At 45.0% G+C, this 22,072-nt stretch carries 20 protein-coding genes; 5 read left to right on the forward strand and 15 right to left on the reverse strand.

The genetic code is table 11. From position 1 onward, the window contains the following. The 6 genes from uppS to hrpA all read right to left on the reverse strand — a co-directional run. Positions 1-557 (reverse strand): polyprenyl diphosphate synthase (gene uppS, locus RT143_RS05925; RefSeq protein ID WP_313091812.1); only part of this gene is annotated, 557 nt, incomplete at its 3' end. A 44-nt stretch (positions 558-601) separates the two neighbouring features. Beyond that, positions 602-1,156, reverse strand: coding sequence for a ribosome recycling factor (gene frr, locus RT143_RS05930; RefSeq protein WP_007116803.1), 555 nt, complete (start codon positions 1,154-1,156; stop codon positions 602-604). A gap of 39 nt (positions 1,157-1,195) precedes the next feature. Continuing rightward, complete coding sequence (pyrH, locus tag RT143_RS05935) at positions 1,196-1,924, reverse strand: UMP kinase (RefSeq protein ID WP_313091814.1); 729 nt, start codon at positions 1,922-1,924, stop codon at positions 1,196-1,198. A 213-nt stretch (positions 1,925-2,137) separates the two neighbouring features. Continuing rightward, positions 2,138-2,482, reverse strand: a complete 345-nt coding sequence (locus RT143_RS05940) for an SMR family transporter (RefSeq protein ID WP_313091816.1) — start codon at positions 2,480-2,482, stop codon at positions 2,138-2,140. A 14-nt stretch (positions 2,483-2,496) separates the two neighbouring features. Further along, the gene (rimO, locus tag RT143_RS05945; RefSeq protein WP_313091818.1) at positions 2,497-3,984 is read right to left on the reverse strand and encodes a 30S ribosomal protein S12 methylthiotransferase RimO; all 1,488 of its coding nucleotides are present in this window, start codon (positions 3,982-3,984) and stop codon (positions 2,497-2,499) included. Between the two features lie 320 nt (positions 3,985-4,304). Then, positions 4,305-8,507 carry an ATP-dependent RNA helicase HrpA gene (hrpA, locus tag RT143_RS05950; protein WP_313091876.1) on the reverse strand — a complete coding sequence of 1,401 codons (4,203 nt, stop codon included), beginning with the start codon at positions 8,505-8,507 and terminating at the stop codon, positions 4,305-4,307. A gap of 247 nt (positions 8,508-8,754) precedes the next feature. On the opposite strand from hrpA, the gene RT143_RS05955 reads away from it, so the two are divergent. Continuing rightward, positions 8,755-9,423 carry an alpha/beta hydrolase gene (locus RT143_RS05955; RefSeq protein WP_313091819.1) on the forward strand — a complete coding sequence of 223 codons (669 nt, stop codon included), beginning with the start codon at positions 8,755-8,757 and terminating at the stop codon, positions 9,421-9,423. A 65-nt stretch (positions 9,424-9,488) separates the two neighbouring features. Here RT143_RS05955 and RT143_RS05960 read toward each other — a convergent pair whose 3' ends face one another. Both RT143_RS05960 and wrbA read right to left on the reverse strand, forming a co-directional pair. Beyond that, positions 9,489-9,911: a hypothetical protein gene (locus tag RT143_RS05960; RefSeq protein WP_313091820.1), complete on the reverse strand. Its 423-nt coding sequence runs from the start codon at positions 9,909-9,911 to the stop codon at positions 9,489-9,491. Between the two features lie 13 nt (positions 9,912-9,924). Then, complete coding sequence (wrbA, locus tag RT143_RS05965) at positions 9,925-10,530, reverse strand: NAD(P)H:quinone oxidoreductase (protein WP_096488807.1); 606 nt, start codon at positions 10,528-10,530, stop codon at positions 9,925-9,927. A gap of 251 nt (positions 10,531-10,781) precedes the next feature. On the opposite strand from wrbA, the gene RT143_RS05970 reads away from it, so the two are divergent. After that, positions 10,782-12,800, forward strand: coding sequence for a YihY/virulence factor BrkB family protein (locus RT143_RS05970; RefSeq protein ID WP_313091821.1), 2,019 nt, complete (start codon positions 10,782-10,784; stop codon positions 12,798-12,800). A 72-nt stretch (positions 12,801-12,872) separates the two neighbouring features. Here the strand turns inward: RT143_RS05970 and RT143_RS05975 are convergent, their stop codons facing one another. The 3 genes from RT143_RS05975 to RT143_RS05985 are packed head-to-tail and all read right to left on the reverse strand — an operon-like array spanning position 12,873 to position 15,651. Continuing rightward, positions 12,873-13,397 carry a DUF2127 domain-containing protein gene (locus RT143_RS05975; protein ID WP_313091822.1) on the reverse strand — a complete coding sequence of 175 codons (525 nt, stop codon included), beginning with the start codon at positions 13,395-13,397 and terminating at the stop codon, positions 12,873-12,875. A 54-nt stretch (positions 13,398-13,451) separates the two neighbouring features. Then, positions 13,452-14,618, reverse strand: coding sequence for a dihydroorotase (locus tag RT143_RS05980; RefSeq protein ID WP_313091823.1), 1,167 nt, complete (start codon positions 14,616-14,618; stop codon positions 13,452-13,454). A gap of 49 nt (positions 14,619-14,667) precedes the next feature. Continuing rightward, a complete protein-coding gene (locus RT143_RS05985; protein ID WP_409519694.1) occupies positions 14,668-15,651 on the reverse strand; it encodes an aspartate carbamoyltransferase catalytic subunit in 984 nt (327 codons plus the stop codon). A gap of 310 nt (positions 15,652-15,961) precedes the next feature. On the opposite strand from RT143_RS05985, the gene RT143_RS05990 reads away from it, so the two are divergent. Together RT143_RS05990 and RT143_RS05995 are read left to right on the forward strand one after the other, a co-directional pair. Next, positions 15,962-16,939, forward strand: coding sequence for a class 1 fructose-bisphosphatase (locus RT143_RS05990; protein WP_313091826.1), 978 nt, complete (start codon positions 15,962-15,964; stop codon positions 16,937-16,939). Continuing rightward, the gene (locus RT143_RS05995) at positions 16,939-17,715 is read left to right on the forward strand and encodes a TrmH family RNA methyltransferase (RefSeq protein ID WP_313091827.1); all 777 of its coding nucleotides are present in this window, start codon (positions 16,939-16,941) and stop codon (positions 17,713-17,715) included. The genes RT143_RS05990 and RT143_RS05995 overlap by 1 nt, the downstream gene beginning before the upstream one ends. Before the next feature lie 69 nt (positions 17,716-17,784). On the opposite strand, the gene RT143_RS06000 is transcribed toward RT143_RS05995, so the two are convergent. From RT143_RS06000 to xthA, 3 genes are read right to left on the reverse strand one after another with little or no spacing between them, the layout of a single operon-like run. Then, entirely contained in the window at positions 17,785-17,967 is a 183-nt protein-coding gene (locus RT143_RS06000) for an NF038104 family lipoprotein (protein WP_135888080.1), read from the reverse strand. 31 nt (positions 17,968-17,998) lie between these two features. Further along, complete coding sequence (gene argJ / locus RT143_RS06005) at positions 17,999-19,213, reverse strand: bifunctional glutamate N-acetyltransferase/amino-acid acetyltransferase ArgJ (protein ID WP_313091828.1); 1,215 nt, start codon at positions 19,211-19,213, stop codon at positions 17,999-18,001. Positions 19,214-19,242: 29 nt separating this feature from the next. Beyond that, positions 19,243-20,055, reverse strand: a complete 813-nt coding sequence (xthA, locus tag RT143_RS06010; RefSeq protein WP_313091829.1) for an exodeoxyribonuclease III — start codon at positions 20,053-20,055, stop codon at positions 19,243-19,245. Positions 20,056-20,341: 286 nt separating this feature from the next. Between xthA and RT143_RS06015 the strand changes: the two genes are divergently transcribed. Continuing rightward, positions 20,342-21,097, forward strand: a complete 756-nt coding sequence (locus RT143_RS06015; protein ID WP_050324324.1) for an IclR family transcriptional regulator — start codon at positions 20,342-20,344, stop codon at positions 21,095-21,097. 103 nt (positions 21,098-21,200) lie between these two features. Here RT143_RS06015 and RT143_RS06020 read toward each other — a convergent pair whose 3' ends face one another. Continuing rightward, positions 21,201-22,016: a Cof-type HAD-IIB family hydrolase gene (locus RT143_RS06020; protein WP_313091830.1), complete on the reverse strand. Its 816-nt coding sequence runs from the start codon at positions 22,014-22,016 to the stop codon at positions 21,201-21,203. Between the last annotated feature and the right edge of the window lie 56 nt (positions 22,017-22,072).

The following is a 22,072-nucleotide window of genomic DNA, read 5'->3' on the forward strand; positions in this document are numbered from 1 at the left end:
GTACGAATTAACATATCAACCGCTGGTAAATCCGATAGCGACAGGTGCCGTGCAAAATCGTCTTGGGTAATGGCATCAGCAGTAAGCGCGCCTTGTGCCACTTGTTTGGCGACTTGGCGGCAGGCATTGACGATGTCCCACTGACCGCCGTAGCTGATAGCAATCACCAAACTCATTTTAGTAAAATGGGCAGTTTGCTCTTCTGCATCTTGCATAATCGCGCGTAAATGCGGCGTCAAGGCATCCCTATCGCCGATAAAGCGCAAAGAAATTTGATGACGCAGCATCCGCGGTAATTGGTCATGGACGGTTTGCTCAAGCAGCTTCATCAATAGCGCCACTTCATTGGCTGGGCGCTGCCAATTTTCGCTAGAAAAAGCAAACACCGTCAATGCACGTATACCAATATCCATACAATGCTCAACCAAAGGGTCTAAATTATCTTTGCCGGCAATATGCCCGCCACCGGTTGGTAGCCCATGTGCTTTGGCATAGCGGTTATTGCCATCCATAATGATGGCAATATGTTGTGGCATTGCTGCCTTTGACTCAACCATGACCTACTTCTTATTAATTGATTCTTTTATTAGATAAATAACGATTAAACGGCCATTAACTCTGCTTCTTTGCTAGAGAGCATTTTATCAATGCTATCAATGTATTTATCGGTCATTTTTTGGATGTCGTCATTGGCGCGGCGTTCATCGTCTTCTGAGATTTGCTTGTCTTTTACCAAAGCTTTTAAGGCATTGTTGGCATCACGGCGCGCATTACGCACAGATACACGGCGCTCTTCGGCTTCATGACGTGCCAATTTTTGCATATCTTTACGGGTTTCTTCTGTCAATGCGGGTAATGGTACCCGAATCACTTCTGCGCTCATTGGGTTAAGACCCAAATCTGATTCACGAATTGCTTTGTCGACTGCCTGCACCATGCTACGATCAAAAGGCTGCACTAACAGGGTACGCGAGTCTTCAACGTTGATGCTCGCCACTTGATTAAGTGGCATCTCAGAGCCATAGTAAGACACCATCACACCCTGCAAAATACCAGGATGGGCACGGCCTGTACGTAATTTGCTAAAGGCATTTTCTAAGGCTTCAATCGCCTTTTTCATTTTATCTTCGCCTTGTTTTTTAATATCGTTAATCATGTTGTATCCTTTTAAAACTCTGTATTTCAAATTTAGAAATTAGTGATTGATAACTTTGGTGCCTTCTGACTCGCCCATCACCACATGAAGCAGCGAGTTGGGTTTTGCCATATCAAATACTTGCAGCGGTACGTTATGCTCACGCAGTAAAGCAATTGCAGTCAAATCCATCACCCCCAACTTTTGATCCAGCACTTGGTCAAAGGTGAGTTCGTCGTATTTGACGGCATCGTCATGGGTATTTGGGTCTTTGTTATACACGCCATCGACTTTGGTGGCTTTTAGGATTAAATTGGCTTCAATCTCGATGCCACGTAAACAGGCTGCGGTATCCGTGGTAAAAAATGGATTGCCGGTACCTGCGACAAACACGCACACTTCGTTATTTTTTAAATAGCGAATAGCGTTGCGGCTGCTGTAGTTTTCAGTCACTTCACCAATTGGCAAGGCTGACATCAAACGGCATTTGATATTACGGCGCTCTAGGGCGTCACGCATCGCCAAGCCATTCATTACGGTTGCAAGCATACCCATTTGGTCGCCTGTGACACGGCCCACCAAGCCTTGTTTTTGTAGCGCAGCGCCACGATACAAGTTGCCACCACCGACCACGATACCCACTTGCACACCCAATCCTACCAAGTGCGCAATCGCAAGACTCATGTTGTCTAATACGCCTGAATCAATCCCCATATCATTTTTGCCTGCTAGGGCCTCGCCAGAGAGTTTGAGCAAAATACGTTGGTAACGGGGAGCTTTATCAGACATGGTTGACCTCTTGTTGGCTGTTGGATAGCAAATAATGCAAATGGCGAAATTTTAACAAAATTAACGGTTTTTAGATAGTGTAAAGATAATTTCAACAGTCATTTTAATTTTTACCTTGTTCTCACCTTAAAAATTCAGTCGGCTTTAGCCATCAAACTATCAAGTCGCTATACTCAAGGCACCATATTAATGCGTGGATTATTAATGCCTGGATTAATGCGTGGCTGAATGAGAAAACAGATTAATCACAATCACACCCAGTACAATTAGACTCATACCCGCGATGGCGGGTAAATCCAGTTTGTTACCCAAAATAAAGTACCCAATAATAGCGGTCAACACAATACCTACCCCTGACCATATGGCATAAGCAATCCCCAGTGGTATGATTTTTATGACTTGTGACAGAAGATAAAAAGCAATGCCAAAACAAATCATGGTAATGATAGTGGGCAAAGGTTTGCTAAACCCCTCTGATTTTGCCAAAAAAGTTGAACCAGTAACCTCACTGACAATCGCAATCCCTAAAAGACCATACGCTAACATTGATTGAGACATGACAATCCTTATCCTTATAACAGTTCACCGGTAAAACTGGCAAAAAGGTCATACTCATTGGCTTCATCAATGGTGACGGTCAAAAATTCACCGACTTTAACCGATGCATCAATATTATCTACATACACGTGACCGTCAATTTCTGGCGCATCGGCATAGCTACGGCAAATGGCGATATTTTCTTCTTCATCAATCTCATCCACCAGCACTTTTAAGGTTTTACCGACTTTCTCAGCCAGTTTTTCGGCACTGATTTGTTGCTGTAGCGCCATCAGTCTTTCATAGCGTTGTTGTTTGATAGCTTCTGGCACAGGGTTCGGTAAATCGTTTGCCGCCGCGCCTTCTATTTCTGAATAGGTAAACGCCCCTACTCTGTCTAATCGCGCCTCTTTGAGCCAGTCAAGCAAATATTCAAAATCTTCTTCTGTCTCCCCAGGGAAACCCACCACAAAGGTGGAACGAATGACAATATCGGGGCAAATCGAGCGCCAAGTTTTGATGCGCTCCAGTACGTTTTCGCTATGCGCGGGGCGCTTCATAGCTTTGAGCACATTGGGGCTGGCATGTTGGAATGGGATATCAAGATATGGCAGTAGCTTGTCCTCACTCATCAGTTTGACCACAGCATCGACATGCGGGTAAGGATAGATGTAATGCAAACGCACCCAAATGCCCAGACGATTGAGTGCCTCGCACATATCGTAAAATTTGGATTTGATGGGCATGCCATTCCAAAAACTGGTTTTATATTTAAGATCTACGCCATAGGCTGAGGTATCTTGCGAGATGATTAATAGCTCTTTGACGCCTGCGTTTTTGAGCGCAGCCGCTTCAGTCATGATACTGTCAATCGGGCGACTAACGAGGTCACCACGAAAGCTTGGGATAATACAAAATGTGCAACGGTGGTTACAGCCTTCGGATATTTTGACATAAGCATAATGTTTTGGCGTAAGCTTAATACCTGCATCATTGATTAGGTCGATTTTTGGGTCGTACGTTTTTGATGGCGCAGGTTTTGGCACATAATGCGACACGGCATTGACGACTTCTTCATAGGCATGTGCGCCAGTAACCGCAAGCACGGCTGGGTGCATGGTTTTGATTTTTTCGGCATCTTTGCCAAGGCAACCGGTGACAATCACCTTGCCGTTTTTGGTAATCGCCTCACCAATGGCGTCAAGCGATTCTTGCACCGCAGATTCGATAAAGCCGCAAGTATTGACCACCACCAAGTCTGCGCCATCATAGTCACTGGCGACTTGGTAGCCATCACGGCTAAGCTCGGTGATAATGCGCTCGCTATCCACCAAGGCTTTGGGGCAGCCAAGCGACACAAAACCAATCTTAGGCGCTTTTGTCGTTGCTATATCTTGAGTCAGTTGGTGCACCGTTTGGCTAGCGCTTTGACCTAAAGTACGGTTTTCATTATGATTGGCTTGGTGGTGGGTGGCAGGTTTAGTGGTAGACTGGGGATTAAAAACTTGCGGTTGGCTTGGCATGACTTTCACTTTTAAAAAATTTAATCTGACTATTTTACTAAGTTTTGCTGTTTTTACCAAATCAACTTTTTAATTTTTCATCGAATCAAATTAACTGTATAGGTAAAAATTTCAAATGCTAAAAAAATCAATCTATTGTTCATAACCCATTGTTCGTAAAATCCCTATCAACTGTAGCATTCCCCATCATGACTACTCAATATGAACCATACCCTGCAAAAACACTATTGATCATGATTTTAGTTCAATCAGACTTTATAAAAAATTATTTTAAATCAATATTTTATAAAAAATCCGCCAAAGTTTGACGGATTTTTTTGTTAAATATTCAACTCATCCCACAATTTTTCTAGGCGTTTATCTGATACAGGTACGCGGGTTTTCATCGGCTGGGCAAACAGCTGAATCCGAAACTCCTCAACCAACCAACGATACGGCATAATTGTCTCATCATTACCCTTAACAGATAGCCTCTCCATGTGTTTATCAAGCTGATACACGGCATCAAGATCGGCATCCAAATTGTGCTCAAGCCTATCAAGTCGCACCAACAACGCCTGCAAATAACGCGGATATTGCTGCCAATCTTGATAACTCATGCGATACACAAAGTCCGACAAACTCAAATCATCGAGCTGGTCTTCGATATCTTCAATACTTTCTTCAAAAATATCACGGTCAAGTAACAGCAGTTTTTGGCGAACTTGCTGCCACTGCTCATACACTGATTTTAGCTGAACTAATACACTTTGCCCAACGCTCAAGAAATTGGCAAGCACCACGGCTTTGGCTTGGTTAAATTCATCCAAGGTCAAAGGCAACTGATTGATGGCAATCACCAACTCTTTATCATGAATCCCTGCCGTGAATTTTTCATGGTTAAACTCTGCAACAAATTTTTCAAAAGTGGCATCAAGCGTGGCATGAATCAGCAAATCTTTGAGTCTATCAAGCTCACCAAGCGGCGCAAAGGCAAGTTTAAAGTTTTTATCAATTTGGCTGGTAAGCTGTCTGGCTTTTGCGCCTAATTCATTGCCGATTAAAGCAAGTAAGCCTTGACGGTGTTTGTTGAGTGCCACACTGACATCGGTAAATTGCTGAATAGACACAGCCTTTTTATCGCTATAGCTTGGCTGTCCATCAGCAACCAATGCCGAAAACTGCTTGATCATCACGCCTGCACTGTGGCGGTTTTGCATAAAGTTAAAATGCTCTGGAAACTCGCTATGTACGCCTTTACCACTGGCAACGGCTTGACTTGTGGTGACTTGATGACGCAGTTTTAATGCGTCAATATCTCGCCCTTTTTCAATCAGGCGGTTTTTGTCATCGACCAGCGCAATTTGTGGCTGCAAATAGGTTTCAACCTCGCTTGGGTTAAAGTCTTTTGGCTCGACAAATTGATTGTTTGCGCCACGCACGCCGCGCTGGTTCAAGGCTTGGCACAGTTGCTTTAGCAGTCCACCATGGTGGTTTTTTTCAAGCGTGTCAAAAATTTGTTTGGCGGTATCGGGCACGGGCACAATTTGACGGCGAATATCTTTTGGCAACGTCTTTAATAGCTGCAAAACCAGCTCATAGCGCCACCCTGCAATACCCCATAATAATTCAACCGCATCAACCTGTGGTAAGGCAACAAGCGGGACTTTAATGGTCACGCCATCATCGTCGCTGGTCGGGTCAAAAATATACGACAGGGGTAGTTTCAGATTACCCAGTTGCCACGTTTCTGGGAAAGCTTGGGTAGCGGGTGCTTGTTCGTTGAGTACATCTTTATCACTAAAAAATAAAAACTGTGGCTCCGTTTTTTCTACCTCTTTTCGCCAATCTTCAAATACTTTACGGCTAGCGATATGCTCAGGCACTCGCTTGGCATAAAAGTCGTATAATTGCTCTTCATCAACCAGCAAGTCTCGACGTCGCAGCTTATCTTCAATCAAGGAAACATCAGCGACTTTATCTATATTATGCTGCAAAAATGGCGGCAATTTGCCCTTTTTACCATCGCCTGTGGACGGGGCATTTAGATTGCCCAACACCAAGGCATCTCGCAAAAAGATTTCTCGAGACTCGCTAAGGTTGACCCGCTCATAATTCATCAATTGTTTGTGTACCACAATCAGACCAAACAAGCTGATTTGGGCGTATGCCTTGACATGCCCCGTTTTGGCTGACCAATGCGGCTCAAAATAATGGTATTTGAGCAAATCCCCGGCCATCGCCAAGATCCACTCTGGCTCGATTTTGGCAGCAGTACGCATAAACACCTGCGAGGTCTCAACCACCTCAAACGCCATCACCCATAGCGGATTTTGTTTGAACAAAGTACTGGCAGGAAAAATCTTGGCTTTGTGCTGACGCGCGGTGACATACTCGCCGCGTTTGGCTTTGATTAGCTTGCCGCTTTTGTCGACGTCATTGACTTTTTGGGCAATAAACGACAGCAGACCTGTGAGCAACGCTCGGTGAATAGGCACATAACTGGCTGGCTCTTGGTTGATTGTTAATTTTAAACCATCCACCATTTGCAGCAACTGGCTATGGGTTTGTTGCCATTCACGTAAACGCGGCGAGCTTAAAAAATGTTTTTTGGCAAAGCTTTTACGTTGGCTGTTGGTTAATTTGTCGTTTTCATACGGGCTTTGCGCGATTGGCGTGGCTTCATCGTCTAGTATTTCATTTTTTTGACGGTCAAGATCACTGTTTTTAAATTCACTACTTTTAAATCCACTGCTTTTAAATAAAGCCCCATGAATTGCCTGCCAAAGACTGAGATAAAATAAAAAATCGCTGTCGGCTTGGCGAAATAATGCGTGTTTTTGGTCGGCTTGGGTTTGCTTATCGCTCGGGCGTTCTCGAGGGTCTTGAACTGACAAGCCCGATACAATCACCAATAGCTCTTTGAGACAACCATATTGTTCACCTGCAATCAGCATACGTGCCAAACGAGGGTCTATAGGCATTTTTGCCATCATTTGACCGACTTTGGTGAGTTGATTGGGATGGCGTTTGGATTGACCTTTGCTATTGTTATTATATGTGCTTAGGCTATTTTCAGGCATTTTAGTGGCAATCGCACCCAATTCTTCTAATAGTTTACGCCCATCATTGACCAGTCGATTGTCAGGGGGCTGGATAAAGTCAAAGTTTTCTACGTCGCCCAGACCCAAGTTTGCCATTTGCAAAATCACCGACGCCAAGTTGGTACGCAGAATTTCAGGCTCGGTAAATTCCGGACGGCTGGTAAAGTCTTCCTCTGAATATAAACGGATACACACGCCTGCCGCGATACGTCCACAGCGACCTTTTCGTTGATTGGCGGCAGCTTGGCTAATCGCTTCAATCGGCAGTCTTTGTACCCGCGAGCGATAGTCATAGCGTGACATCCGAGCAAATCCCAAATCAATGACGTAGCGGATATTGGGCACAGTCAAGGCGGTTTCGGCAACGTTGGTGGCGATGATAATGCGACGTCCGCCTGTCGGGTGAAAAATCTGCTGTTGCTCGGCAAAACTTTGACGGGCAAATAACGGCAAAATCTGGGTATGACGGGGCGCATATTGGTTTAAAATATCTGCCAAATCATGAATTTGTGCTTCTGTCGCCGCAAAAATCAAAATATCCGCTTGGTCAGCATGCCCTTTGCTGGCAGCGTCTTGGTAGCACTCTTCCACCGCTGCGGTAATCGCTCGCGGCAAATTTTCTTCGACATCGTCAAAGCTGTCATCATCCGAACCTGTGACAATCTCCTCCGTCAACGGACGGTAGCGCACTTCCACGGGATAACTACGACCTTCAACCACAAACACAGGCGCGGGCATCGCTTGTTTGGTTTTACCATCAATGCTAGAAAAATATTGGCTAAACCTTGCTGTGTCGAGCGTTGCCGATGTGATAATCACCTTTAAATCGGGACGTTTTGGCAATAGACGCTTGAGATAACCCATGATAAAGTCAATGTTAAGACTGCGCTCGTGGGCTTCATCAATGATAATGGTATCATAGCGGCTCAAAAACTTGTCATGCGCCATTTCGGCAAGCAAAATACCGTCGGTCATCAGTTTGACAATAGAATCCGATGAGCCTTGCTCAGTAAAACGCACTTTGAAGCTGACTGTCTGTCCGAGCGTTTCCCCTAGTTCTTCAGCAATGCGATTTGCCACACTACGCGCCGCTAATCGTCTTGGTTGGGTATGTCCGATTTGCCCTGTTACCCCTCGCCCTGCGAGCATGGCAATCTTAGGTAATTGGGTGGTTTTGCCTGAGCCTGTCTCCCCTGCCACGATGATGACTTGGTGGTCTTGGATGGCTTTGATGAGTCTATCGGCTTGTTGGCTGACAGGCAAGTCTTCGTTTAGATGTATGGTTGGTATACTGGCGATACGGCTTTGCACCCTGTCTTGCGAGTGTTTGAGTTGTTTTTGGTAGCGGTCAAATCTTGACGTATAGTCTTCGCTTTCTTTGTCTTTGATTTGTTTTAACTGTTGGGCAAGGCGTGACAGATAATAGCTGTCTTTTGCCATGACCGGTAATTTTACACCATGGGGCTTGTCTGTTTGGGGCTTGTCTAGTTGAGGGTCATTTAATGGTACAGCAGTCGATATAAGTTCTTTCATTCACTTAGGCTATTCTTATGGTAAACATTGCCTAGATAATGTGGTATGAATAAGCTAAAATCAAGCGTTATCCCTATTTTTAAGCTATCGGTTAATTATTTTTATGACAATTAATTTTTATGATATTTGCTAGTTTCATATCAAAGGAGAATTTATGAGTTTATTAAAAACCGTTGAAGTCATTCACAATCCCAACAATCTGCCGGTTGATAGAGCGGTGATTTGGCTACATGGACTGGGCGCAAATGGTCATGACTTTGAGCCGGTCGTCCCTGACTTGGGACTCGATGGCAACCATGGCATACGGTTTGTATTTCCCCATGCCCCCGCCATTCCTGTAACCATTAACCAAGGTTATGTGATGCCAGCGTGGTACGATATTTTAGAAATGTCGCTTGAGCGCAAAATCGACACGGCACAGATTGAACAATCCGCTCGCTCGATTGGAGAATTAATCAAGCGTGAAGCCGAGCGCGGTGTATCGCCTGAGCGTATAGTGATTGCAGGATTTTCACAAGGTGGTGCGGTGGCGTATCAGACGGCACTCACCTATGACAAACCATTAGCCGGACTGTTAACCCTATCGACTTATTTAGCAACCAAAGACAGCCTAGTTTTAAGTGATGCCAATAAAAATCTAAACATTGCCATTCATCATGGAACACACGACCCTGTCGTCCCAGTACAGCTTGGGCAAGAAGCCAAAGCATGGCTTGAGTCAAAAGGTTATCAGCCGCAGTTTTACAGCTATCCGATGGCGCACCAAGTATGTATGCCGCAACTCAAAATTATCGGTAAATGGCTAAATGATGTGTTGGCCTAACGATGTTTTAGCATAATTTTTTAGCATAAAAAAAGCGTACCTGGCTGGGTACGCTCTTTTGGCAATTAGCCATTCATCTTTGGCAGTCGTTTTAACAAAATAAATAGCCAGTAATTGACCCATCCTAGCAAAACAAAATCCACCAACCACACAGTCATCAACCCCCAATGCGTTTGATAGCCGTATTTTAGTGCAACCATACCACTGCCGCCCAAATATACAAAAGTGAGCATACTTAGCAGCAATAGCGCGTATGGGCTTTTGCCTTTCACGATATAAGGCGTTGATAATAGCGCGGGTATCAACCACAGAGCTTGCCAAGCAATTCCGCCGACTATAGCAGGCTTTGCACTTGCCAACCAATGCGTCAATAACGGTACTGCCAGCAATCGAAACCCCAGCCAAACCCACCATACTATGGTTAAGCGTCGGTGGATGGGATATACGGGTTTGGGCGCAGATAGTGAGTGCGGGTCTTTTTTTCTCATAACGCTTGTTTTCTCATAATGCTTGTAATGCCTTGGCAATTTTGGCTAGACGTTTGCCCTGCGCGATGGCTAACGTTTTTTCGTCTGCGCTCATGATGTGGTCATGCTTTGCGCCACTGACATGGCTTGCACCATACGGGCTTCCACCTTGGCTCGTGGTATTGAGCGCAGGCTCACTGTACGAAATTCCCACAATCACCATACCATGATGCAGTAGCGGCGTCATCATGCTAGTCAAAGTCGTCTCCTGCCCACCGTGCATGGTGCCCGTACTGGTAAATACAGATGCCGGTTTGTTTTGCAAATCCCCCGCGAGCCAAATTGTGACGCTATTATCCCAAAAATACTTCATCGATGCTGCCATATTGCCAAAATGGGTGGGGCTGCCGAGTGCCAGTCCCACACAGTTTTTTAAGTCATCCATGGTGGCGTACAGGTCACCTTCATCAGGAATACTTGGCGCAACTTTTTCAGTCTCGCTACTGACCTTGGGTACCGTGCGAATCCGAGCGGCTATGCCTGTGCCACTATCTTCAATGCCTTGTGCGACCAGATATGCCAAATCTTTGGTAGAGCCATTTTGGCTGTAGTACAAGACTAAAATATAAGGTTGACTCATGGTTTTTTCTCACATCAATTTTGATAATTGTTACGTCAAGCTAGTTTGGGTGAATAAATTTTGATGGATGAATTTTGATGGCAGGGACAAGGCAATCTACTAGCCAGATTGCCAATTGCAAAACACCAAAACTGTTCACAGTAATTCAATAAACAATTTTTTTGAATATGATACCATACTGCCATACAATCACTGCCTTTTTCGCCAATTTGATGGTCAAACTTTGAAATTTTTTATCAATAAGAACTATTATGAATGAACTCATTGCCAAACTAAAAAAATTATCCATTTTTAAACATAAATGGGTGCAGTTTTTGATGTACCTTATCAAAAATTTTATCGATGATAATTGTAGCCAAAAAGCTGCGTTATTGACTTATACCACGCTGCTGTCTATTGTGCCAATTTTAACCTTGTTGGTGGTGATTCTCTCCACCATCCCGCAGTTGGCAGAAGCGCGTGAGCAGCTTCAAAACTTGATATTTAGCAATATTTTGCCCAGTACGGGATTACAGGTCACCAAGTATCTTAACCAATTTACCAGTAATTCCTCCAATTTAACCATCATCGGTGTGGGTATCTTATTTTTTACCACCATTTCCACTTTAATGACGATTGAAACCGCGTTTAACCAAATTTGGCGCGTTGAAAAAAAAGAGACCAGCTGGCTCAATCTTGTGCGTTATTGGGTGATTATTACCCTGTTGCCTATTGTGCTTGCCATCGTCATGATCATTTCAAGTACCGTTCAAAGTCTAAGTTTTTTAAATCAAAAAATTGGTGGTTATGGGATTGACTGGGCGATTTGGGTACAAATCGGCTCCATTGCAATTATGCTGATGGGTCTGGTGGCCATGTATTGGTTTGTACCACGCTGCCAAGTACGTTTTAAACATGCGTTGGTTGCAGGTGTCGTGGTTGGGATTATCTTTGAAATCTTAAAACTCACCTTTGGCGCAATTGTCGACAACTTTACCAGTTATAAAGCGGTGTATGGGGCGTTTGCGATTTTGCCGTTGTTCTTACTTTGGATTTATATTTCTTGGAATATTATTCTGCTTGGCGTGCAAATCAGCTACTGTTTGACCATTTTTGAGACCAAAGAAATCTTCCCCCGTCACGCCTTGTTTAGCTTGATGGATATGCTAAATGTGTTATACCGTGAGCATAAAAAAGGCAATGTCGTCACCGAAGCCGGTCTGCGTGATGTGCTAGGTCGCCAAGAGATGCCAAATTGGTACACTTATATTAGCTTTTTACAAGATAACAATCTCATCACCACCAGTGACAAAGATGAATATGTCCTTAAACGCTCGCTCGATGATTATAGTTTTTGGGATTTTTATCAAAATATGCCCTATCCTTTACCGCATGAAAAGGATTTGCGAAAACTTAAAAATAACGCGCCTTGGACTGTGCAATGGATTAATACCTTAGCCCGTGGTGAAGCCATGCTCAAATATAATTTTGATGTGTCGATGGCAAGTATTTTTGACAGTATTGCACCGCGTCAGACCCCAAATGCCGAAGACATCGAGCCAGATACAGGAAAAAAAGATAAAGGTAAAGGCAACAAACTAGCGGGTCAACGTGAAGGCTCAGGGCTATCAGGCGGTCAAGTCAGTGACGTGGTCAATGAAGATAAACGCATCAAAGAAACTGACGCCGAGCAAGCGACTGGCTTTGATGGTACGCTTGATTTTAAAGGTCAAGGTAGCTTATCGAGTCAACCGCGTGATTTTAATGCCCTAAATAACGATGAGTTATCGGATGAATTATCACATGAATCATCAGTTGCTAAGCGAGCTCATGATAATCAGACACGCTTGTCAAATGATGAGAGAGATGATAAACGTCCACTAAAAACGCTTGAAGAAAGTAACAGTGAATACGACCGTCATGGCGAAAATAAAGCGACGCCCTCATCCACACAAAGTGGCAATGCGACAGATGAGCATAAATTTGCGATTGATAATTATTTAAATGCCAATAATTTTGACAATATGCATTGGGACATCAGTAACCTAGACGACACGAGTTTTAGCAATGAAATTACCACCACCCAAACAGTCGAGTCAAAAATCCTAGCGGATGAGGACAAAGCGAAAGGTGATAATACAGCGGTAATGGCTAAAATTCGTCAGATTGTACCGGCTAGCGTACTCGATAGCCCGTACAATCCTTTTAATTTTATCAAATCAAAAATTGCAGCCAATGCGAGCAAAAAATCCCCGCGTATCATTACCGAAAAAGATAAACCAGATAGCTAGACCAGACAGCTAGTTTGGCGAGTAAAAAAGGGCAGAGTCTGCCCTTTTTTTATCCCTTTTTTTATCAATAGCTTAAGCCTGTGTCATCTTTTTACCCAATAACCCTTTGGCGTGCATATTGCGATAGACCACCACCACAATGACGACATTCACTAGTAGTATCAAAAAGTTAAGCCAATTAAACCGATGGCTAAACAGCTCATAAACCTCAATCGGCAAAAACACACCATAGCCTAAAACACTATACCAATACGCCCATATCTTATCTCGATAAAGGCCGTAGGTTTCCACAAAACGCAGCAGCGCATAGCCCACGACTATCCAAAAGGCTTTTTGCCAATTTTGGTTGGCGACCCAAGCATAGTGATTCAGCGCTTCTATTTGGTGGTGCAGTGCCATACCCATGATACGATGCAGCGCCTGTGAAACCACCCGCGCAATCCATTGCAATTTATCATGCCCTACAAAAATAATAGCCGCCACCCCTAGCGCTACCAATCCTTTTACTAGCTCATAGATAGAGACCATGATGATGGCGTTCTTGGGGTGATGCCTATTAGGGACTGGCGGGGCTATCTGCTTAAACGCCTTTGGCATGATTCATTACCGTATCCAATCTTGAAACAAACTTAAAACAAGCTTCAAACAAGCCTAAAAATAGACTTGCTCGACTTTCCCTGTCAGTTCGCTATTGATAAATGGCGTATTTTTGCCTTGCGATATCATCGATTCTTTAGTTACCGTCCAAGTCAGGCTAGGGTCAACCAGCACCGCCCCGCCCGTTTGGTGATAGCTAGCTTCAATTCCAGCAATTTTTGCAGGATTGAGTGCGATTTTTTCTACTAGCTGCTCTGGGGTTAAAATACCTTCTTTGACCAATTGACAGGCTAGCCCCATAAAAGTATCAAAATTGCTAATACCGGGTTTACACTCCGCAAATGGCGCTTGTTTAGCGGTTTTTGCCAATGGCTCATGGTGGCTACAAATTGCATCGATAGTGCCATCTTGCAAGCCCTCTTGCAGCGCTTTTTTGTCTGTATTGGAACGCAGGGGCGGCAACACATACGCCAAAGCATTAAAACCAATCAAGGCATCATCGGTTAAATGTAATTGGTGCATTGCCACATCACAGGTCACCGGCAAGCCCCTTTGTTTCGCCCAGCGAATCAAATCAATCGATGATTTGGTGGTCAGCTGACCAAAATGTGCCGATACGCCTGTTTCTTCAACAATCAACAGCTGCTTGGATAACGCCACCGTTTCAGCAATCCAAGGAATCCCTGCCAAGCCGTGATAAGATGCAATATAGCCATCATGGGCGACGCCGTTTTTGGATAAACTGGGTTCATCAGGGTAAAAAAATACTTTGATGTCATAAGTCGCTGCATAATCAAGGGCTTGCAGTAGTACGTCATCATTGGCGAATTTGCGACGAGCATTGCTGACCCCGATGATGCCACCTTGCTTTAGCCCAAGCATATTGGCGGGTTTTTCACCTTCAAGACCTGCGGTCATCGCCCCTAACACATGCAGATGAATACCACCATCTTGATAAGCCCGCTCTCGCAAGCCTGCCAGTAATGAGCCGTTCTCAAGCACGGGATTGGTATCAGGTGGTATAACGACATGCAAAAAACCGTTTTTTCGAGCCGCGGCGCCTTCTGATTTTAATGTGCCATGCGACTGGTGCCCAGGTTCACGCAGGCGCGCACATAAATCCACCAGCGGCGGTAATAGCCATTTGCCATCGCTGTCGATAGGGTTAAGCTGCGTGGTATCAAATTGCCAGTTGGCAGGTAAAAGATTTTGAAGCGTCATGGTTTTGCCTACTTTGGTTTTGCCTACTTTGTCATTTTTTTCGCTAAATTTAAGATGCGCTGCGTGCGGCACGTTGCCCTTGCATAGCCAGTGCCAACACCGCCATACGTACCGCAATGCCGTTATTGACTTGTTTTAAAATCACCGATTGCTCGCCATCGGCAACACTTGATGAGATTTCAACGCCGCGATTCATCGGTCCTGGGTGCATGACAAGCGCGTCAGGTTTGGCAAGGGCAAGGCGTTCGGTGGTAATGCCATAGGCTTTAAAATACTCGGATGTCGATGGCAATAAAGGTGAGCCAATACGCTCATTTTGAATACGTAGACCAATGATGACATCACAGTCAACCACCGCCGCGTCCAAATCGTTATAGACACTGACACCATAACGCTCAATGCCTTTTGGTAATAATGTCTTGGGCGCCACGACGCGAATTTCTTTAACTCCCAAGGTTTTGAGCGCCGCAATGTCCGAACGGGCAACGCGGCTATGCTTGATATCGCCGATAATCGCTACCGTTAATTCCTCAAACGGTCTTGGCGCTTCACGATAAATCGTGAGCATATCGAGCATGGCTTGGGTCGGATGCGCGTGCCAGCCGTCACCACCGTTGATAATGGCAATATTTGGGGTGACTTCGGTTGCCATAAAGTGCGCGGCGCCACTCGATGAATGACGCACCACAAAGATATCCGCTGTCATGGCTTCAAGATTCCACAGCGTATCCCGTAAACTTTCGCCTTTTTGGGTGCTAGATTTGGCAATATCGATACTGATGACACTGGCGCCAAGGCGTTTGGCAGCCACATCAAAGGTGGTGCGGGTACGGGTAGAGTTTTCAAAGAACAAATTCATCACCGTACAGCCTTCAAGCTCACCACTATTGCGAATGCTGTTGGGGCGACCGGCATTGTCAGTTAAGTAACCATTGGCTTTTTCGATGATGGCCATCAGCTGGGCTTTGGATAATCCTTCTACGCCGATAAAATGCCGCAAATCACCTGTTTCGGTCAGTTCTGGCTTTGCCATCGCCTGATCAAGCTTGCTCTGTAGCGCTTCGTTGGATAAGGTTTGGGTGTTTAAAATATTCATCAGCCACCTAGATTTGTTGTTATTTGTATAAATTTTGCCTATTTTACCGTAAATCGGCTGGAATAAATACGCCAATATTTTGCGATTATCGCTGATAAGACGGGTCAAAAAGTGCTACAATTTGCGGCAAATTGTCTATATTTTTTTTAATTCATGAGGTCTAAATTCACCCTGCCTAATCGTATCTTGTCTCATCGTACGTAATTGGCTTAGGTTGTTAATTTATAATTTTATAATAAGGTCTACTATGTCAAATCTTGAAACTTATCTTGCCGCGCAAAACGCCCAACCTGCCGTTGCCGACATCATTACCACCATTACCAAAGTCGGCATTCAAATCAGCGACTTGCTCAAACGCGGCGCGCTCGCAGATATTTTGGGCGAAGCGGGTAACCAAAACGTGCAGGGCGAAGAGCAAAAAAAACTCGATGTCATTGCCAATGATTTGTTGCTAGACGCTTTGAGCAGCAATCCGCATTGCGCGGGTGTGGCCTCGGAAGAATTAGATAACGCCACCCCTGCCAATCAAGATGGCGAACTGTTGGTACTCTTTGACCCGCTTGATGGCTCATCTAATATCGATATTAATATGGCAGTCGGTACAATTTTCTCGATTTTACCTTACAACAACCAAGGTCACCCTGCGACGGATGAGGACTTTTTGCAAAAAGGGACGGCGCAGTTGGCATCGGGTTATATTTTGTATGGCACCTCAACTGTGATGTCAATCACGCTTGGCAAGGGTGTGGCCATGTTTAGTCTTGACCCAGATACCAAAGCGTTTGTGCAAATCAAAGACCAAGTGCAAATTAGCCCAGATACCAATGAGTATGCGATTAACGCCTCCAACTATCGCTATTGGTTGCCACCAATGCAGCGTTATATTGACGAGTTTACGGCGGGTAAAACTGGCGTGCGTGGTAAAGACTTTAATATGCGCTGGGTGGCGGCGATGGTGGGCGATATTCACCGTATTTTGTGCCGTGGGGGAATTTTTAGCTATCCATTTGACACCAAACACCCTGATAAACCGGGTAAACTGCGTCTGATGTATGAAGCCAATCCGATGAGCTTACTCATTGAACAAGCAGGGGGTTTGAGTACCGATGCCACTAACCGTATTTTGGATATCGAGCCGACCAGTATCCACCAACGCGTGCCTGTGGTACTGGGGGCAAAAAACGAAGTTGAGTATGTCAAAAAGCTGCATGAAGAAGTCAAATAATGCTTATCACTTCAAAAGACAACCCAACTATTAAAACTGTCCATGCCCTACTCACAGGGTCTCGCCAGCGTAAAAAACTGGGCAAAACCGTGATTGAAGGCACGCATTTGCTTGAAGCGTACCTAAACGCCAATCTCACGCCCGAGACCGTGATTGTCAGTGAAAGTGGTTTGCACAATGACGAAATCAACGCCCTGCTCGGTCGGCTTAACCAGGTAAAAACGTTAACGGTTAGCGATAATCTGTATAAAGAGATTCGCACGCTGGGCGAGAGCCTGCCCATCATGGCGATGATTGACATGCCGCATTTAGACTTTAATCAGCCCATCACCAGCGACTGCTTAATTATCAATGGCGTGCAGGATAATGGCAATTTGGGTACACTATTTCGCACCGCTTCAGCGGTGGGAATTAAAACCATTGTCTGTACGATGGGCACAGCATCGGCGTGGTCGCCCAAAACCTTGCGAGCGGGTATGGGGGCAAATTTTAGTTTAACGATTTTTGAAGGCATCAGCGTAGATGAGATTTTGATGAAGGTCAAAGTGCCGATGTTTGCCACGAGCTCACATACCGATCATATTATTTATCAGACCGATTTGAGACAACCGTTAGCCTTGATTATGGGGCATGAAGGACAAGGCGTCGATGAAAGGTTACTTAGTCAATCTGCCCCGATTGCCCTACCCCAGCCCAATGGTCAAGAAAGCCTAAACGTGGCGATAGCAGGGTCACTGTGTCTGTATGAAATGTTACGGCAAAGACGCTACGCATGATTGCCATAAATAATTGCCATAAATGCCATCAATGAATGAGTGTGACATAAATGACTAGGCAGCCTGTGTTTAGTCTTTTTTGTCGTCACTATCGCCTGGTATCACCGCTTTAGCGACGGCTACCGTGCCTTTGACCACCCCTTTGGTGGTCTTATAGGCAACTTTGACAGGGACAGTGACAATTTTATGCACACACCCTTGTAAGATAACAGCGGTGGTCAGCACAAAAAGCAGGGTGGTTAGTTTTTTCATTCGTTACCTTTAATTGACTTTAAGATTGACTTTAAGAACGATAATCAGCATTGATTTTGACATACTCGTATGATAAATCACAGGTATAGACGGTATCACTCGCCTGTCCGCGACCCAATTCAATGTGAATGGTAATTTCAGGACGCTTCATCACCTCGCTACCACGCGCCTCGGTATAGTCTTGTGCCAAGCCGCCGCGCTCGCAGATACGCACCTCATCGAGTGATACCGCCACTTTTGACTGGTCGAGCATCACGCCCGCTTTGCCTACCGCTGCCAAAATACGCCCCCAATTTGGGTCACTGGCAAAAAATGCGGTTTTTACCAGCGGTGAATGCGCGACTTCATACGCGATTTTGGCACATTCTTCAGCGGTTTCACCGCCTGTCACTTTGACCGTGATAAATTTGGTTGCCCCTTCACCATCGCGTACAATCAATTGAGCGATTCGAATCATCACATTTTTAATTGCCTCATAAATCGCTTGATAATGGGGGTGATTTTCGCTGTCAATCACATCCCCAACTTGTCCTGTGGCAATCAACGTACAGCAGTCATTGGTCGAGGTATCGCCATCCACCGTGATGCGGTTAAATGACTGATTCACCGTGTCGGTCAAGATATTTTGTAGCAACGTTTTCTCAATGTTGGCATCGGTTGCCACAAAGCCAAGCATGGTCGCCATATTGGGACGAATCATACCCGCCCCTTTTGAGATACCTGTCACCGTGTAAGTTGTACCATCAATTTTCACGATTTCGCTGTGCCCTTTTGGGGTGGTATCGGTGGTCATGATACTGTGGGCGGCGCCAAGCCAATTATCTTCGGTTAAATTGGCTAAGGCGCTGTCTAACCCCGCGATGATTTTATCCGCCGGCAAGGTTTCCCCAATCACCCCGGTGGAGTAAGGCAATACTTGCTCGGCTTCGACAGCGGTTTTTTCTGCCAGTGCCATACACGTTGTTTTGGCACGCTGTTTACCGTCTTCACCTGTGGCAGCGTTGGCGTTGCCTGTGTTGACAATCAAATAACGGGGACTGTCTTTGCCGATAAATTCTCGCAGCAACTGCACAGGCGCGGCACAAAATTGGTTTTGCGTGGTGACAACCGCGGTATTTGCGCCCGCTATGATGTCAAAAACCGTTAAGTCTTTGCGCCCTGCATAGCGCACGTGGGCTTCGGTGATGCCAATTTTTATCCCTTTCACTGGGTTTAATTTTACAAGTTCGACATTGCCAACTGGCATGAGAGCGCTCCTTACTGTTGTTTAATTGATTAATCCAAAAAATCTGCCCAAATCGGGGCATGGTCGCTGGGTTTTTCCATGGCACGCAAATCATAGCTGACGCCTGCACCGTTGAGCTTATCCGCCAAATCAGGCGTCATCAAAATATGGTCAATCCGCAGTCCCCGCTTTGGCTCATCGTCAAATCCCTTGCTGCGATAATCAAACCAGCTCAGCGCTTGACCGTCGGTATATAACGCCCGATAAGTATCATGCAAATCTGTCGCTAGCAGGGCTTGGTACCACTCTCGCTCCTCTGGCAAAAACGAGCACGTGCCATTTTTTAGCCAACGTTTGACACTATCCTCGCTAATGCCAATATCAAAATCAAGCGGCGCAATATTCATATCCCCCATCAAAATCATACTGCGATTTTCTGCTTTAAGCTGCAAGATATAGTCGGTTAAATCGGCATAGAATTTGCGCTTCATCGGAAACTTGGTTTCATGCTTGCGATTTTCACCTTGCGGGAAATAGCCATTGAGCACATCAATATATTTGCCATTAAAATCATAGCGCGCATGGATAAATCGTCGCTGCGCATCGTCGCTATCAGTTGGAAAGCCTTTTTGTACAAAAATAGGTTTTTGTCGTGATAATAACGCCACGCCATAATGAGATTTTTGCCCAAAAAATTCGACATGATAGCCCAATTGCTGCACGCTCTGTAGCGGAAATGCATCATCATGTACTTTGGTTTCTTGTAGCCCAATGACATCGGGTGCGATGATATCGCGAATGGCTTCAAGCTGGTGTGGGCGCGCCCGCAATCCATTGATATTAAAACTGACAAAACGCGGCATGTGTTTTCCCCAAATTGATAAATATGTCTTGGTATTGATAAATGTGGCTTGGTTAAGCGTTAAATGCCGACTATATTAGCGGATATTGCCCGCAAGCTCAATTTGAAAGCAAATTGGCTCTGCAACACTGAGGTTATGCATGATGAACCCGCAAATAGCAGGTGAAGTTTAAAAAAATTTTGGTATAATCAAAAAACCTTGCACTTTAATCACTGCCAACTTTGCAAAATATTTTTTTCAATTTTTTCTGGCGACGTGCTGACCCTAGACTTAAAAAGACAATATAATGGCTCGAGTTTCTTCTATTACCCGTGTTTTAAAAATCATCGAAGCCGTGTCTGCGGCACAGCGTCCTTTATCCCCGCTGGATTTGTCTGAGATTTTGGATATTCCAAAACCGACCATGCACCGGCTAATACAGCAGCTGCAAGAGGAAGGCTTTGTGCGGGTCGATATCAATGGTACGATTGTGCCTGCGTCGCGTACGCGGCATATGGCGATTCATCTGTGGCAAAGCCAGCAAGTGGCGATTCAGCGGTTTGCGATTTTGCAAAGACTGGTGGATAAAATCGGTGAAACCTGTGGCATGGCGGTACCTTATTACGTCAACATGGTATATACCGACCGCGTCCCTTGTCCTTCTGCCTTACAGGTGTATATGCCAACTGATTCGCAAGCACCCATTTGGTGTACGGCGGCTGGTAAAATCTACCTCAGTACGCTCACAAAAGATGATAGAGTGACGCTACTAAAAAATTTATCGTTAACCGCTATCACCCCTGCCACGATTACCGATAGGGATGCGCTCAATCAAAGTCTTGAACAGGTAGCCAAGCAGCGCTATGCAATTTCTGATGAAGAATATATCGCCCAAGCGGTTTCAATTGCTGTGGCAATCAATGACACCCAAGGTCGTTACATCGGCTCACTGTACACAACCGCACCCAAAACGCGCAAATCCCTTGAGGACTTGATTGGGTTTGTACCTGATATGCAAAAAGCTGCCGATGATATTCGTGATGCGTTTTTTGGGGAAATTTAAAGGTTATCCTTGACACTTTTGACAAGGTAAAGTTAAAACGCTTAAAGCGATTTTATTGATAGATTTTATATAACATGGCGGGGCTTAATCATTTGCTGGCTCATCAATGTGACAACAAACCCAAATGCTGTAAGCCTTGATAGATGCCATCTTCCCACGCAGCTGGACATACATAGTCAGCCGCCGCTTTCACATCGGGATGGGCATTCCCCATCGCCACGCCAAAGCCGACTGTCTGTAACATTTCGATATCATTCACCCCATCGCCGAATGCCATCGCATCTTCAAAATCCAGCCCCAGTTTATTGAGCGCCTGCGCAATGCCGCGTGCTTTCGAGCCTGTCGCATCTAGAATATCGATGCCGTTTTTATGCCAGCGCATGATTTTTAAAGTCGAGGGAAATTCAAAATTTACCTGCGTGTTGTCAGGATGAAATGCCACAACTTGATAAATAGGTATCGACAAATCAATGTCATCATGACGGGCAGTACGGTAAGCTATTTTAAGCGAATTCAAAGCGTCTGCCAGCGCATCATCTTCTGCTAACGCAATGATTTCAGTATCTGTCATGTAGGCATAGGATAAATTGTTTGATTCAACATAATCGGTAATGAGTTTAATTTGCGCAGGCGTCATCGGATAATGCGCTAACAATTCACCTTGGTGGTGACTGCATTGACCATTGATGGTGACAAGCACATCGATACCTACGGTTTCAATGAGCTCATACACAGCTTTGGGAAAAACAGCACGACCCCGACCCGTGGCGATAGCGACCATAATGCCTTGCTGCTTTAATTGTTTGAGCGCCTCAATCGCGGATTGCGGTACCCTTTCTTGCTGCTTAATGTACAACGTGTCATCAATATCAAAAAAGACAATTTTTGGTTTTTTGGGGCGTGCTGTTGGCTTAGACATAATAAAACTAATGCGATAAATTAGGATTGACGCTAATTCTACCCTATTTTTGGGTT

Origin of the sequence: Moraxella sp. CTOTU48268, assembly GCF_032069585.1 — a bacterium.
In the GTDB taxonomy this organism is placed as follows: Bacteria; Pseudomonadota; Gammaproteobacteria; order Pseudomonadales; family Moraxellaceae; genus Faucicola; species Faucicola cinerea.

What these genes read in the sequence shown, in the direction of transcription:
- frr (WP_007116803.1), bottom strand. Translation starts at nt 1,156, where the DNA reads ATGATTAACGATATTAAAAAACAAGGCGAAGATAAAATGAAAAAGGCG.
- pyrH (WP_313091814.1), bottom strand. Translation starts at nt 1,924, where the DNA reads ATGTCTGATAAAGCTCCCCGTTACCAACGTATTTTGCTCAAACTCTCT.
- RT143_RS05940 (WP_313091816.1), bottom strand. Translation starts at nt 2,482, where the DNA reads ATGTCTCAATCAATGTTAGCGTATGGTCTTTTAGGGATTGCGATTGTC.
- rimO (WP_313091818.1), bottom strand. Translation starts at nt 3,984, where the DNA reads ATGCCAAGCCAACCGCAAGTTTTTAATCCCCAGTCTACCACTAAACCT.
- hrpA (WP_313091876.1), bottom strand. Translation starts at nt 8,507, where the DNA reads ATGGCAAAAGACAGCTATTATCTGTCACGCCTTGCCCAACAGTTAAAA.
- RT143_RS05955 (WP_313091819.1), top strand. Translation starts at nt 8,755, where the DNA reads ATGAGTTTATTAAAAACCGTTGAAGTCATTCACAATCCCAACAATCTG.
- RT143_RS05960 (WP_313091820.1), bottom strand. Translation starts at nt 9,911, where the DNA reads ATGAGAAAAAAAGACCCGCACTCACTATCTGCGCCCAAACCCGTATAT.
- wrbA (WP_096488807.1), bottom strand. Translation starts at nt 10,530, where the DNA reads ATGAGTCAACCTTATATTTTAGTCTTGTACTACAGCCAAAATGGCTCT.
- RT143_RS05970 (WP_313091821.1), top strand. Translation starts at nt 10,782, where the DNA reads ATGAATGAACTCATTGCCAAACTAAAAAAATTATCCATTTTTAAACAT.
- RT143_RS05975 (WP_313091822.1), bottom strand. Translation starts at nt 13,397, where the DNA reads ATGCCAAAGGCGTTTAAGCAGATAGCCCCGCCAGTCCCTAATAGGCAT.
- RT143_RS05980 (WP_313091823.1), bottom strand. Translation starts at nt 14,618, where the DNA reads ATGACGCTTCAAAATCTTTTACCTGCCAACTGGCAATTTGATACCACG.
- RT143_RS05985 (WP_409519694.1), bottom strand. Translation starts at nt 15,651, where the DNA reads ATGGCAAAGCCAGAACTGACCGAAACAGGTGATTTGCGGCATTTTATC.
- RT143_RS05990 (WP_313091826.1), top strand. Translation starts at nt 15,962, where the DNA reads ATGTCAAATCTTGAAACTTATCTTGCCGCGCAAAACGCCCAACCTGCC.
- RT143_RS05995 (WP_313091827.1), top strand. Translation starts at nt 16,939, where the DNA reads ATGCTTATCACTTCAAAAGACAACCCAACTATTAAAACTGTCCATGCC.
- RT143_RS06000 (WP_135888080.1), bottom strand. Translation starts at nt 17,967, where the DNA reads ATGAAAAAACTAACCACCCTGCTTTTTGTGCTGACCACCGCTGTTATC.
- argJ (WP_313091828.1), bottom strand. Translation starts at nt 19,213, where the DNA reads ATGCCAGTTGGCAATGTCGAACTTGTAAAATTAAACCCAGTGAAAGGG.
- xthA (WP_313091829.1), bottom strand. Translation starts at nt 20,055, where the DNA reads ATGCCGCGTTTTGTCAGTTTTAATATCAATGGATTGCGGGCGCGCCCA.
- RT143_RS06015 (WP_050324324.1), top strand. Translation starts at nt 20,342, where the DNA reads ATGGCTCGAGTTTCTTCTATTACCCGTGTTTTAAAAATCATCGAAGCC.
- RT143_RS06020 (WP_313091830.1), bottom strand. Translation starts at nt 22,016, where the DNA reads ATGTCTAAGCCAACAGCACGCCCCAAAAAACCAAAAATTGTCTTTTTT.